This window comes from Nocardia sp. NPDC023852, from assembly GCF_040639505.1.
Classification (GTDB): domain Bacteria; phylum Actinomycetota; class Actinomycetes; order Mycobacteriales; family Mycobacteriaceae; genus Nocardia.
Window position 1 is genome coordinate 181,532 of the sequence record NZ_JBFAAB010000006.1, and the last position, 13,082, is coordinate 194,613.

General features: G+C 66.8%; 14 protein-coding genes. 4 read left to right on the forward strand and 10 right to left on the reverse strand.

The genetic code is table 11. The features are described 5' to 3' along the window. Nucleotides 1-122 precede the first annotated feature (122 nt). From AB0H00_RS13420 to AB0H00_RS13435, 4 genes are all read right to left on the reverse strand, one after another. The gene (locus AB0H00_RS13420; protein ID WP_357265351.1) at nt 123-980 is read right to left on the reverse strand and encodes an acyl-ACP desaturase; all 858 of its coding nucleotides are present in this window, start codon (nt 978-980) and stop codon (nt 123-125) included. 100 nt (nt 981-1,080) lie between these two features. Further along, entirely contained in the window at nt 1,081-1,680 is a 600-nt protein-coding gene (locus tag AB0H00_RS13425; protein ID WP_357265353.1) for an esterase, read from the reverse strand. Nucleotides 1,681-1,823: 143 nt separating this feature from the next. Beyond that, nucleotides 1,824-3,098: a PhoH family protein gene (locus AB0H00_RS13430; RefSeq protein WP_357265558.1), complete on the reverse strand. Its 1,275-nt coding sequence runs from the start codon at nt 3,096-3,098 to the stop codon at nt 1,824-1,826. Nucleotides 3,099-3,291: 193 nt separating this feature from the next. Beyond that, nucleotides 3,292-3,711, reverse strand: coding sequence for a DUF488 family protein (locus AB0H00_RS13435; protein WP_357265560.1), 420 nt, complete (start codon nt 3,709-3,711; stop codon nt 3,292-3,294). Between the two features lie 233 nt (nt 3,712-3,944). On the opposite strand from AB0H00_RS13435, the gene AB0H00_RS13440 reads away from it, so the two are divergent. Next, nucleotides 3,945-4,217, forward strand: a complete 273-nt coding sequence (locus AB0H00_RS13440; RefSeq protein WP_357265355.1) for a hypothetical protein — start codon at nt 3,945-3,947, stop codon at nt 4,215-4,217. Between the two features lie 6 nt (nt 4,218-4,223). Here the strand turns inward: AB0H00_RS13440 and AB0H00_RS13445 are convergent, their stop codons facing one another. Together AB0H00_RS13445 and AB0H00_RS13450 are read right to left on the reverse strand one after the other, a co-directional pair. Beyond that, nucleotides 4,224-4,643, reverse strand: coding sequence for a limonene-1,2-epoxide hydrolase family protein (locus tag AB0H00_RS13445; RefSeq protein ID WP_357265357.1), 420 nt, complete (start codon nt 4,641-4,643; stop codon nt 4,224-4,226). Further along, the gene (locus tag AB0H00_RS13450) at nt 4,640-5,386 is read right to left on the reverse strand and encodes a TetR/AcrR family transcriptional regulator (protein ID WP_357265359.1); all 747 of its coding nucleotides are present in this window, start codon (nt 5,384-5,386) and stop codon (nt 4,640-4,642) included. Before AB0H00_RS13450 ends, AB0H00_RS13445 begins: the two co-directional genes overlap by 4 nt. A gap of 114 nt (nt 5,387-5,500) precedes the next feature. Here AB0H00_RS13450 and AB0H00_RS13455 point away from each other — a divergent pair, with 114 nt between their 5' ends. Then, entirely contained in the window at nt 5,501-6,697 is a 1,197-nt protein-coding gene (locus AB0H00_RS13455) for an FAD-dependent monooxygenase (protein WP_357265361.1), read from the forward strand. 127 nt (nt 6,698-6,824) lie between these two features. On the opposite strand, the gene AB0H00_RS13460 is transcribed toward AB0H00_RS13455, so the two are convergent. Then, on the reverse strand, nt 6,825-7,442 hold the full coding sequence (locus tag AB0H00_RS13460) for a TetR-like C-terminal domain-containing protein (protein WP_357265363.1): 618 nt from the start codon (nt 7,440-7,442) through the stop codon (nt 6,825-6,827). 65 nt (nt 7,443-7,507) lie between these two features. On the opposite strand from AB0H00_RS13460, the gene AB0H00_RS13465 reads away from it, so the two are divergent. Further along, nucleotides 7,508-8,842, forward strand: coding sequence for an alpha/beta hydrolase (locus AB0H00_RS13465; RefSeq protein ID WP_357265365.1), 1,335 nt, complete (start codon nt 7,508-7,510; stop codon nt 8,840-8,842). A 127-nt stretch (nt 8,843-8,969) separates the two neighbouring features. Here AB0H00_RS13465 and glyA read toward each other — a convergent pair whose 3' ends face one another. Both glyA and AB0H00_RS13475 read right to left on the reverse strand, forming a co-directional pair. Continuing rightward, nucleotides 8,970-10,265 (reverse strand): serine hydroxymethyltransferase, encoded by a 1,296-nt coding sequence (gene glyA, locus AB0H00_RS13470; protein ID WP_357265367.1) that lies wholly within the window; start codon nt 10,263-10,265, stop codon nt 8,970-8,972. An 85-nt stretch (nt 10,266-10,350) separates the two neighbouring features. Continuing rightward, nucleotides 10,351-10,968 carry a TetR/AcrR family transcriptional regulator gene (locus tag AB0H00_RS13475; RefSeq protein WP_357265369.1) on the reverse strand — a complete coding sequence of 206 codons (618 nt, stop codon included), beginning with the start codon at nt 10,966-10,968 and terminating at the stop codon, nt 10,351-10,353. A gap of 85 nt (nt 10,969-11,053) precedes the next feature. Here AB0H00_RS13475 and AB0H00_RS13480 point away from each other — a divergent pair, with 85 nt between their 5' ends. Next, nucleotides 11,054-11,521 (forward strand): PaaI family thioesterase, encoded by a 468-nt coding sequence (locus tag AB0H00_RS13480; RefSeq protein ID WP_357265371.1) that lies wholly within the window; start codon nt 11,054-11,056, stop codon nt 11,519-11,521. Between the two features lie 304 nt (nt 11,522-11,825). On the opposite strand, the gene AB0H00_RS13485 is transcribed toward AB0H00_RS13480, so the two are convergent. Further along, nucleotides 11,826-13,022 carry a DUF885 domain-containing protein gene (locus AB0H00_RS13485; RefSeq protein ID WP_357265373.1) on the reverse strand — a complete coding sequence of 399 codons (1,197 nt, stop codon included), beginning with the start codon at nt 13,020-13,022 and terminating at the stop codon, nt 11,826-11,828. Nucleotides 13,023-13,082: the final 60 nt, after the last annotated feature.

The window sequence follows — 13,082 nt, forward strand, 5'->3', positions numbered from 1 at the left end:
AGGGTGCCGAAACACCGAACGCTCGACCCACTCCGACAGAAATCCCGGCGAATCTTCCGCTACTGGAAGGCTTCGCCGGGATTCACCTACGGAAAGGCACTGTCGAAATGTTCGTGGCCTGATCAGCTGCGCAGATGCGCGAGTTCGTCGCGCGCCTTTTCCCCTTCGGGGCCGAAGTCGGTGCGGCTGAACACAGTCCAGCGCTTCAAGAGCGGAGCGAAGACCAGTTCGCCTTCCTTGGCGGGGTCGTAGATGCCGGCCTCGGCGAGGACCTCGTCGCTTGTGCGACCGTCCGCCAGCGTCACGGTGGGGACGTGGAAATCCGCGACCCGGTCGGCGATGGCGCGCATGGTCTGGTCCGGCGCCAGATCGAGGCCGGCCGCGACCATGTCCGCGAAGAAAACCGACTGCAGTTCGTCGTCCAGCGCGATGCGCTCGGCGATGGCGGTGACCATCGGGTTGTCGCCGAGTGCCGCGATATTGCGATGCCGGATCGCGCTGGCCGCCTCCTCGAACGCGCAGGTGGCCAGCACGTCGAGCAGGTGCATCGCCGGGCGGCGGAAGCCCCTGGTCATGTGGTCCATCCGCAGCCGCTCCAGTTGGACCGGGTCGACCGACCTGGTGACCATGAGGTAGTTGCGGATCATGATCTCGTGCCGGTTCTCCTCGGCCGTCCAGCGACCGACCCAGCGCCACCAGGCGCCGGTCCGCAGGTACTTACCGACCTCCCGGTGATACGAGGGCAGATTGTCGGCGATCAGCACGGAGACAGTCAACGCCAACTTCGTGACGTCGCTGAGCTCCGATTGTTCCGGTTCCCAATCGACGCCGCCGAGGAAGGCGAAGTTGCGCCCGTCGTCCCACGGCACGAAATCGTGCGGCTGCCAGCCGTCGGCGACATCGACGTGCTTGCGCAGATTCAGTTCTACGTCCACCGCGAGTGATTCGAGCAGTTCGCGATCGGTCAAGAGAGTTTGCACCAAGACAACCTAGCGGCTGGGCCCGCGAAGCGGGGATCTGGGAATGGGACCGGACAGGCGTTCCGGGGCCGTCGGGCGGCCGCGGACGCCGGAAACCGAATCACTTCGGCGTGACGGTGATATTACCGTCTACCCAGGTGATGGTTCCGCCACTGAAATCGCTCTGCTTGCCGCCTGGGATGGTTTTCTCGTCGCTGATCGGGTAGCCGAGCTTGCCGTTGGCGCCGCCGTTTGCTTCCCATGCTGCGCGGATCTCACCCCACACGACCTGCGGTTCGCCGTCCTTCGGCTCGTAGATCGTGCCGCCGACGAAGTCCTGGAACTCGCCATCGTCGGGTCCGTCCGCTTTGGCTTCCAACGGTGGGCCCAGCGGGCCGGTGGGGCCGCCGCTCGCCAGGTACTTCTCATAGATGTCGCCGGAGACGGTGACGGGCTCGCCACCCTGTGCCGGAATCCTGGTTTCCTCTGCGGCGCCATGCGGAGTGGCCTCGCCGGTGTGGGTCGCGGTGTGGGTCGCGGCGACCGAAGTCGTCAGTACGCCCGGGGCGATAGAGGTGATCGAGGCGGCGCTGCCGTCCTTGTCGTCGCCACAGCCGACGGCGACGAACCCGGCCGCGGCGATCAATGCGGTGAAACCAGCCGTTCGTCGAGCGAAGTGGTGCATTTCCATCCTCTCGAAATCGGCCGCGCGGAGTGCCACGTAATCCGTGGCGCTCCGCGCGACCCAGGCCGATGTTCGGATATGACCCGGCTAGCAACTCGCCTGGTCATACCGAACAGCTATCGCGGCGGATAATACCCGCCGGCTATGAGGTGAAACACACCGCGGCGCCTGCCGCCCGATCAGGCGTTGGGACCGTACTCCTCCAACATCTCGGTAACCAGGGCCGCGATCGGCGAGCGCTCGCTACGGGTCAACGTGACATGGGCGAACAGCGGGTGCCCCTTCAGCTTCTCGACCACCGCCGCCACCCCGTCATGCCGGCCGACGCGCAGGTTGTCGCGCTGAGCCACATCATGGGTGAGCACCACCCGCGACCCGGTGCCGAGGCGGCTGAGCACCGTGAGCAGCACGTTGCGCTCCAGCGACTGGGCCTCGTCCACGATCACGAAGGAGTCGTGCAGTGACCGTCCACGAATGTGGGTCAGCGGCAACACTTCCAGCATGTCGCGGCTTAGCACCTCCTCCATCACCTCGCGGCTGGCCAACCCGTCGAGCGTGTCGAAGACCGCCTGCGCCCAGGGGCCCATCTTCTCGCTCTCGGTGCCGGGCAGGTAACCCAACTCCTGGCCACCGACCGCATACAGCGGACGGAAGACCACCACCTTGCGCTGCGTTCGCCGTTCCAGCACCGCCTCCAGCCCTGCGGTCAGCGCGAGTGCGGACTTACCCGTGCCCGCCCGGCCGCCGAGCGACACGATGCCGACGCTCTCGTCCAGCAGCAGATCCAGGGCTATGCGCTGCTCGGCGGAGCGGCCGTGCAGCCCGAACGCCTCGCGCTCGCGCACCAGCTGCACACGTTTGTCCGGGGTGACCCGGCCCAGGGCACTGGAGCTGGTGCCGAGCAACCGGATGCCGGTGTGGCAGGGCAGTTCTCGCGCGGCATCGAGATCGATCACCGACTCGGCGTAGAGCTGATCGACCTGCGCAGTGCTGACGTCCAGCTCCACCATGCCGGACCAACCGGAGGTGACGACGTCCTGCGCGTGGTACTCGTCGGCGTGCAAACCCACCGCACTCGCCTTGACCCGCAGCGGAATATCCTTGGACACCAGCACCACTTCGCGGCCCTCGGCCGCGAGGTTGAGCGCACAGGCCAGGATTCTGGAGTCGTTGTTGTCGGTGCGGAACCCGACCGGAAGGACCGCGGGATCGGTGTGGTTCAGTTCCACCTGCAACGTTCCACCCTCGGTGCCGATCGGCACCTGTTGATCCAGCCTGCCGTATTGCAGGCGTAGATCGTCCAGGTTGCGCAAAGCCTCCCGCGCGAACCAACCCAATTCGTGGTGGTGCCGTTTGCCTTCGAGTTCGCTGATAACCACCAGCGGTAGCACCACGTCGTGTCCGCCGAACCTGGTGTACGCCCAGGGATCCGAGAGCAGAACGGAGGTGTCGATGACAAAGGTGTTGCCGGGTAATTGCGAGGGGCGGGCCCCCTTCGCGGCGGCTCCGCCTTTCGCGGAGCGGGAGTGCGCCGAGGGAGCGGAAACGGAGCGTATAGCAGTCACGGTGGGCTCCTATGTGTTCGTGCGGCACTCGCACGAACGATCTGGCTGGACCGGTCCGTCCTGATGGACCCCGACGTTGCCGTCAGGCGCCACGAGGGCCGGGTGCCGGCCCCCTCGTACTGAGTAGCTCAGTCACGGTCAGGACCTCCCGTACGAGCCACACCGCCGCGGCCCGCATACATGACGCTACCTTCGAACCCCGCTTCCGCGCTCGTGGACAGGTACACATGTCCGTGAACTTGTCGTAAACCGGAGCTGTCCGAGGGCTCGGCGCAGCATGTCGAGCAGCACAGGAACATGGCTGCGCGCCGTATTTTGTACGGCTGTGAACACAAATGACTGGATTTTCAGCGGCTAGCGCACGCAATTCCCGCAAATGTTGCCGAATCGCCGAAGCCGCGAGTTCGGCACGGTAGCGGCGGACGAACGCGCCACCGCGCGCGTCACGGTCGGCAGGAAACCAGCGACGAAGTTCGTTCGACGGGTCAGCGCTTTGGGCCAGCGGCCGACGCGCGCTTGCTCTTTGGTGATCCCGCGCCGCCGGAGCCGATCGATCGGCACCCGGATGCCGTCATCCGGGTCCGGGCTTTCGTAGATGCGTTTCACCCGAAAACCGGGCGGCGGTTCGAGTGTCATGGCAGTAATCGCGGCACAGCATCGCGGCACAGCATCGCCGGGCTGGTGGGTTACGCCACACGGTCGCTGCCGCCCGGTAAGGAGGTTAGAGTCGCTGGTATGGCGGGTAACGAGGAGCTGGAGAAGCTGTCGTCGAAGGAGCTGCACGACCGCGCGGTGAAGGTGGCCGTGCGCCATGGGGATGTGAAGTTCCTGTGGCGGCTGCTCACCTCGATCCCCGCCGCGGAGGCCGCCGCGGGCAATCTCGGCGAGAGCGAGGCGGACATCAAGTACGTGCTGCCGATGATCGACGACTACTTTCACGCGGGCGACGGCGCGATCGCCGAGGTGCTGCGGCCGTTCTACCTGGAGTACCTGATCCAGCACTCCTGAGATCGCTCAGCCGCGGGTACGTGCCGCGCGCCAGAGGCCGACGACGGTGCCGCGCAGGAAATTACCCCAGCTGAAATGGTCGTGCCACAGGATGATTCGGCCGTCGCGCAGCTCGAACGTGCCGGTCACCCAGAACCCGGTGCGCACCGGGCCCACGCGCAAGTAATCGGTGCGGTCGGTGAGCACGATGTCGCCGGCGGCGGCGATGTGGTGCATGTCGACGGCGAACCCGATCCACCCTCGGCTCAGCCCGCGCAACATGCCGCCGACCCGGCGGATACCCCGCACGTCGGGCAGTGAGGTGTTCTTCCAGACGATGTCCGGGTGCAGCAGGTCGAGTGCCTCCCCGGATGCGTTCATCTCCAGCGCAGCGAAGAACTCCCGCACCGTGGTGATCGAGTCCTGTTTCACGAGTTCTTCGGTCATGATCCGAGCGTAGGCCCCGGCGCTCCGGCGCGGCGTGCGATGAGCACGGCCAACCCGTCGAGGATGCGTCCGATGCCGAACTTCAGGGCGCCTTCACCACCCACGACCGCTCCTTCCTCGGCGAACGCTGCCGCCGCCGCGGGGAAACGCTGGGCCGCGGCGGCCACCATGTCGGCGAGCTGTCCCGCGATCTGCTTCTCGAACGCCTCCGCATCAACCACACGGACCTGCTGCACCAGGCTGCGCGCGTGCCCGGTCAACAGGACAATGGTGTCCAGGCGTTCGGCATTCGTGAGACCGGTCGACGCGAGTGCGCCCAGCGCGGACTCCATCCAAGACATCTCGTTCGGACCGAACGGCCGCACCCCTACGGACACCTCCAGCGACCACGGGTGGGCGTGGAAACGTTCGTAGAGCGTTTCGCACCACAGGCCCAGCTGTCCACGCCATGCCCCTTCGGTCGAAACATCGTCGGCGGCGGGCAACTCCGGCGGCCCGCCAAGCGCGGTATCCAGCATCAGCGCGACCAACTCGGCCTTGCCCGGTACGTAGCGGTACAGCGACATCTTCGTGAAGCCGAGACGCTCCGCCAGCCGCTGCATGGACAGATTGGCCAACCCTTCGGCATCGGCGAGCACGATCGCCTCGGCGACGATCCCCTCCAGTGACAGCGCGGGCTTGGGCCCGCGCTTGGGGCGCTGCTGGGTGCCCCAGAGCAGTTCGACTGCGGTAGGTGTCGGCATGCCCGAATCCTTCCGGATACCGCCTTGACGGAAAACTGTGTCTATCATACGCTAATTTGTGTCCATCGGAAACAGAATCTGCCGGACACTGATTTGATCCATAAGGGAGTCACCGTGCGCAACTCGACCGTCCTCGTCTCCGGCGCCGGCATCGCTGGGCCCGCCCTGGCCTATTGGCTGCACCGCTACGGCTTCGCCGTCACCGTCGTCGAGCGCGCTCCGGCGCTGCGCCCCGGTGGCCAGGCCCTCGACTTCAAGGGCCGCACCCACTTCACCGTCCTGGAGCGGATGGGCATCCTGGACGAGATCCAGGAGCGCAGGACCGGCGCCACCGACACCGTCTTCGTCGACGAGAACGGCAAGCAGCTCGCCGTCATGTCCGGCGACTTCACCGGCGGCGATGTAGAGATCCTGCGCGGCGACCTGGCCGAGATCATGTACAAGCGAACCGCCGAGCACTGCGAGTACCTGTTCGGCGACTCGATCAGCGCGCTCACCGAGACCGCCGACGGTGTGCACGTCGAGTTCGAACACGGGCCTGCGCGCACCTTCGACCTCGTTTTCGGCGCCGACGGTATCCACTCCCGGGTGCGCAAGCTGGCTTTCGGCCCGGAGAAGGACTTCGTGAAGCACCTGGGCTACTACTACTGCGTCGCGGGCGCCTCCCCATGGAGCCAGGACGAGACGGGTCCACGCGAACGGGCGATCGCTTACGGCCACAACGCTCCGGGCAAGCTCGCGATCAGCGGCGGCTCGAAGGCACAGCAGCTGTACATGTTCGCCGCGCCCGAGCTCGACTACTCCCGCGACGACAGCGCCGCGCAGCGGCGCATCATCGAGCAGGTCTACGCGGACGTCGCGTGGGAGGTGCCACGGATGCTCGACGAGGTGGCCGACTTCGACGATTTCTACCTGGATTCGATCAGCCAGGTCCGGATGAAGGGCGGCTACACCAAGGGGCGCGTCGCGTTGGTCGGCGACTCCGCGTACGGAAACACGCTGGGCGGCTTCGGCACCGGGCTCGCGGTGGTCGGCGCGTACGTCGTCGCGGGTGAATTGGCACTCGCCGATGACGATCACGCGGTCGCCTTCGCCCGCTACAACGAGATCATGAAGCGCTATGCCAAGATCGCGGGCAACAGCAACGCGGGGCGCTTCCTCGCCCCGAAGACCGCACGCGGCATCAAGCTGCGTAACTGGTTCTTCGGTTCCCGCTTGTTCACGTTGATGCTGAAGTACAGCGACAATGCCGCCAATGACATCGATCTCAGGGACTACCCGGCGTTGGTCGGCGCGACGGACATCGACTGAGACTGAGACCGAGCCGAGGGATCGACCGAAGGGCCACCGCGGCTTCGGCGACCACGACGACGAAATAGGGATTCGGGGCAGTTGGTGGGCGTTCGTCACTGCCTGAACGGATCGGCCGCGACCACTGTCACGGGGCGGGGTCGGCGGGCCGAAGGCTGCGTAACACCGCGGGGGTCGTCCAGCCGCGCAGCGTCGCGGGAATCGTCGATCGGAATACGGCCTCGGCCGTGGCGGCGTCGAGGGCTCCAGCCAGTTCAAGCATCACAAGCCCGTGCAGGGTCACCCAGAGCGAGAGGGCGATGAACGTCGCTTCGCCGACGAGGATGGACTCCATCAAGGCGCGATCGATGGTGGCGAGGAGTGGCCGGATGGGGTCATTGGTGCCGACTGCGCCCGACGGGTCAAAGGTTTGCGCACCGCCGAAAAGCACCGTGTAGAGGTGGCTGTGCTCGCGTCCCCATCGACGGTATGCGGCAGCCAGTGCGTAGAGGTCGGCAAGGGGGTCCGCGGAGGTCGGCACTGCCGACACTTCCTGGAACAGGCAGGCGACGGCTCTGTCGCGCACCTCGCCGATCAGCCCGCCCTTGCCGCCGAACAAGGAGTACACCGCCGTCGTTGACGTCCCGGCGGCAGTGGCCAAGGCGCGAAGAGTGACCGACTCCCGCGGACGGGTGGCGAGCATTTCGGTTGCGCACGCCACAAGCCGCTCTTCGACGGTCTCGTCGTTTGTCCTCGGCCTACCCACGACGAACAGCTTATCTTCTTGATAACGTCGTTTTGAAACAACGTTTTGAAACTCCGGAGACCCTCATGCCAACTTCCGTGATACGTCCTGCCCGCTTGGCCGGGCACCTGGTACCAACCCTGGCTGCCATCGCAGGGCCGGTCGCCCTCTTCCTGGCGCTCATCGTCCTCACGGACGGGGCAGGCTCGGGGCTCCCCTCGTGGTTGGCAACCCTGGGAATCGCGACTGCCGCCGCACTGGGGCGGAGTCGGCGCTGTATCCGGTCGGCGCGGCTCGTGCCGTTCCTACCGGTGGTCGTCGCGGCAGCATTGACGGCGTCGGTGTGCATCCCGACCGTGCCCACGGCGCGGCAGTACCCGCCCGACCTGCCTTTCGTGGCCACGCAGCACTGGAATCTGACCACAGGCAGCCGGATCGCGGTGTACCACTATCCGCCCACGAACACCGGCACCCGACACCCCGTTCCGTTCGTGTACCTCAACGGCGGACCAGTTCGTGGCATCTCGGTTCTCGACCACCGGTTCCTGCAGCTCCTGGCGCGACAGGGCTATGACGTCTACACCTACGAGCAGGCAGGCGGGGGACGAAGCGACCTGCTTCCCATGGGCCAGTACACGATTTCCAGGTCGGTCCGCGACCTCGCCGCCTTCGTCGATCGCCTGGGCAAGGGCAGGGTCGACATCCTCGGATTCTCCTCAGGCGGGGTCGTGCTCACGCGCGCCCTGACCGACCCGCGCGTCGCGGCGCGCTTGCACCGGGCGATCATCGCCGAGCCCGGCCCGATGGACGGCCCCACCGCGCACATCACAGGGCACAAGGGCCGAGAATCCGCACGCGACCTCGCGCCGACCATGACCGGACCGCGCTCGACACTCGTCCCCCGATACGCCGTCGCATTCGGCCTCATGCGGCTCGGGCTCCTCACCCCTGATACCGGGCTGATCGGCCAGGCCGAGGGCGACAACGCGTTCATCGCCGCCGATCTCGGCAGCGACACCGCGTCCGCATACTGCGCGCGCGACGCGCACCGCATCCCCGTCGAGGACACGGAAGAAAACTTCTCCTTCAGCCCCGCCGCTAGCCTCCTCATCCAGCAGACGATCAAGGACTCTCCCTCCATCGCCCCGCAACTGAGGCACTCCCGGACCCCCGCGATGCTGATGATCGCCGAGTGCTCCTCCCAGGTCCGTCAATGGGCGACCACCATCCTCGCCGAAGATCCCGCCATCCAGCGCACGCAGTACATGCCCGGTGTTGGACACCACATATGGAACGGCCTCGACGACAACAACAACCGAGCCGCCGCCATCGTCACCGCATTCCTTCAGGACAAGCCGGCACCCCTGCCGAACTACCCGACCCGCAGCGAGATCCCCACCTTCCTGCGCGACCACAAGTAACGACACCTTCAGCCCGCCGGCGGGTCGGCGGGCGCACGCTGCCCCACCAACCGACCGGAGAATTGGTCGCCGGCCAGTACGCGACCGGGAATCCAGCCCTTGACCACCCGGGGCAGGGCCTGACAGTTCAGCCGAGGAGGTGCCAGTCCTCCAGGCCGTTGTACAGGGGAACGTCATTGGCCAGCTTGCTCACCCTGGCGCGCAACGCGTCCACGTCGGAACCGCCCGCCAGTGCGGTCGCGATGATGTCGGCGACCTCGGTGAACTCGGTGTCGCCGAACCCACGGGTGGCCAGGGCCGCGGTGCCGATGCGCAGGCCGGAAGTGACCATCGGCGGACGCGGGTCGAACGGAACGGCGTTGCGGTTCACCGTGATTCCGATCTCGTGCAGCAGATCTTCGCCCTGCTGGCCGTCGAGCTCGGAGTTACGCAGGTCGACGAGTACAAGGTGCACGTCGGTGCCGCCGGTGAGCACGCTGATGCCCTTGTCCTTGACGTCGGCGGCGGTGAGGCGCTCGGCGAGGATCTTCGCACCGGAGAGGGTGCGCTCCTGGCGGTTCTTGAACTCCTCGGTCGCGGCGATCTTGAAGGCGACCGCCTTGGCGGCGATCGCGTGCATGAGCGGCCCGCCCTGCTGACCGGGGAACACCGAGCTGTTCAACTTCTTGGCGTACTCCTGCTTGGCTAGGATCAGACCGGAGCGCGGCCCGCCGAGCGTCTTGTGCACGGTGGAGGACACCACGTCGGCGTAGGGCACCGGCGAGGGGTGCAGCCCGGCCGCGACCAGACCGGCGAAGTGCGCCATGTCCACCCACAGGTAGGCGCCGACCTCGTCGGCGATCGAGCGGAACGCCGCGAAATCCTGGTGACGCGGGTAGGCCGACCAGCCCGCCACGATCACCTTCGGGCGCGCGCCGAGGGCGATGGTGCGCACCTCGTCCATGTCGACGCGGTGGTCTTCCTTGCTCACCCCGTAGGAGTGCACCTCATAGAGCTTGCCGGAGAAGTTCAGGCGCATGCCGTGCGTGAGGTGACCACCGTGCGCAAGGTCGAGACCGAGCAGTTTGTCACCCGGCTCCATCAGCGCCATCAGCACCGCGGCGTTCGCCTGCGCGCCGGAATGCGGCTGCACATTGGCGAAGTCGGCGGCGAACAACTCCTTGGCGCGGTTACGCGCCAGCGTCTCGACGACGTCGACGTGTTCGCAGCCGCCGTAGTACCGCCGACCCGGATAGCCTTCGGCATACTTATTGGTGAGCACGCTGCCCTGCGCCTGCAGCACCGCGCGCGGCACGAAGTTCTCGGAGGCGATCATCTCGAGGGTGTCGCGTTCGCGGGCGAGCTCGCCTGCCATCGCGGCGGCGAGTTCTGGATCGAGCTCACCGAGGGACTGGGAATTGACAGAGGCGGTCGTCTGCGTCACGGGCTCAGTCTATGGGCCGGAGGCCAGCTCCCGGCCAGGGGGTTCATCCCGCCGTCGGAACAGGCCGCGGGCTGTGATCCGGAACTCAACCCTGCGCTTCGTCGCGTTCACCCGCGGGCAGGTAGTTCTCCAACAGCACTGTGAGGTGCTTTTGCGCGGCCTCGAGCGGACGGGTGGATTTCGTCGCCCGCGCCTGCACGATGGCGCCCTCCAGCGCACTGAACACGAAGCTGCTGAAGGAGTGTGCCTCCGCGGCTGGCATGCCCGCCGCGGAGAGGGCGGCGCCGAAACGTTGATGCCAGTCCTCGAAGACCGCGCCCGCCGCGGCCTGCACGCCGGGCTCTGCCTGGGCGAGAGCGGCCCCGACGATCGGGCACCCCGCGCGATAGCCGGTCTTCTCCAACGCGGAGACCCACCAACCGATGAGCGCACCGAACCAGAATTCCGGCGGGGCAGCCGTGATCTTGTCGATCACGTCGTTGATCCGGGCACCCGCGACCTGGGTCGCGGTCTCGACCAGCTCGCTCTTGCCAGAGGGGAAGTGCTGGTAGAGCGAGTTGCGCGAGGCCTTGCTCCGATCGAGCAGAGCGGAAAGACCCGCTGCGTGCACGCCCTGCTCGCGCACCAACTCGATGGCGCTCTCGATCAGCCTGGTGCGCGGCCCGGCGGCTGTGTCGATAGTTCGCCCGCCTCCGTCGCTCATTACTCCTCCTTGCCGCACGGTTGCGTGAACCGATCGGTTCATGCTCCAATCATGACAGATGTGGACCGATCGGTTCATCGAAAGGATGGCATTCATGTCCGAAGCCACGATCGACCCGGCTCAGCTGTCCGGGCTGGAGCTGCTGCGGACCGCGATGACGATGCCGAGCCGCCCACCGTTCATCGGTGACCTGCTCGGGATGGAGGTCGAAGAGCTCGAGCAGGGCAGGGTGGTCTTCGCGCTGCGGACCCGGCCCGATTTCGCCAACCCGCTCGGCACCACGCACGGCGGCATCTGCGCCACCCTGCTCGATTCCGTGATGGGGTGCGCGGTGCACACCACACTGGAGGCGGGCGCCGGATACACGACGCTCGAACTGAAAGTCAACTACATCCGCTCTGTCCCCACCGGCGGACAGCGGCTCGTCGCCACCGGCACCACGATCCATGTCGGCCGCACCACCGCGACCGCCGAGGGGCGTGTGGTCGACGAACAGGGGCGGCTGGTCGCGCACGCCACGACCACTTGCGTCATCTTCCGCGCAAACCGCTGACACTCGGGGCACCCCCGAGTATTCGGGCCCCAGGTTTACGGGGCACGACGAGCCGTAACGAGAAGGTGTGGCCCAACCGGTTTCCTAGGTGACATCTACTTGCGATCACCTTGCGAAGGAACAGACATGGTCACCATGATTTCGGTACCCAACTCCCCGGTCGAGGCGCTGCTGCGCAGCCTTTCGCAACTACTGTGCACCATCTCCGCCGGTGGACAGGGGTGCGCGGTCATCATGTAGCGCGCCCACCGGCGTGACACCGCCGGGGCCACCTCGACGGTCCGCGCGAAGCCGCCCGCGCCGGTCACAAGGCGCGCACAGCGCCGGGCGTGAGCGGTTCGTCGAGGAGTCTGCGGAACCGGTCGGCCCGATCGTCGGCGTCGACCGCGCGATCGAGCCATCCGCCCAGCAGCCGATAACCCTCCACGTAGGTGGAGATGTAGGCCCGCCACAGCGGCGAGGACAGGAACCGAAGCGACTGCCGCGCTCGATCCGGCGTCACCAGGCTCCAGGTCTGCAAGAACTCCGCCACCTCGTCGTGGGTGCGACGCCGGTCGTGCAGCAGCAGCGCGGCGTCCTGTCGCACACCGAGCAGCTTGGCCGAAGCGTTCGAGAGCCGTTCGGCCCGTTCGCCGTCGAAGCGCAGGCCGAGGTCGGCGTAGATCTCCTGCGCCCATACGCCCCAACCAGGGCCGACGATGGAGCGCAGCGCCAGATCGGCGAGACCTTCGGCCATCAGGCACTGTGGCGTGTTCACCAGGAACAGCGTCTGCTCGGCCTGCCCGTCCGCGACCAGCCCTGCCTCTTTGCGGCAGTGCTCGGTGTGGTGTCCTGGGTACGACTCGTGGGCGATCAGGTGCGGCAGGTGCGCCATGTGTTGTTTGAGGTCGGAGTTGATCGCGACCCGGGAGTGATAGTTGCCCAGGTAGTAGTTGAACCCGGACCAGGGCTTGTCCCCGACCACCTCGTAGCTGACGTGCTCGTGGTCGGGCAGCGGAAACCTGGCGCGGACCAATTCGCGCAACGCGCCGGAGAACGCCTCGACGCAGGCGGACAGGCGCTCGGGCGGGATCTCGTCGGCCTTGCGGTGCGCGGCTACTCGCTCGGCCAGCGGCCCCTCCCCCGCGAGCACCTCATCCATCTGCCGGTGCGCCTCGCGGTAGTCATCCACGTCGCCGGGTGCGATGTCGACGTCGAAATACGCCCGCACCTCGTCGACGAATCCGATCTCGTCTCCGGCGAACTTACGACCGGAACATTCCAACGCGCGCAGATGCACGTCGAGGAATTCGGCGCGTTCCGGCGGCAGCCCGGCTTCGGGCACTTCAGCTCGTAATTCGGCGGCGCGGTGGGCCAGCGTTCGCGGCGGCGATGCCGGTGCGTTCGCTACCTCCCGCCGCAGCGCGGGATCACCGGTATAGGCGTCGACGAACCCTTCCTCGAGCTGGTCGAAGGCGAGGCCGAGCCGCAGGTATTCGGACACGAGCGGATGCGCTTCCATGGCAGCCGACATTAGCCGCTCACCCCTGTGCCATCGACCCGGTTACCAAGGGCTAGTGGC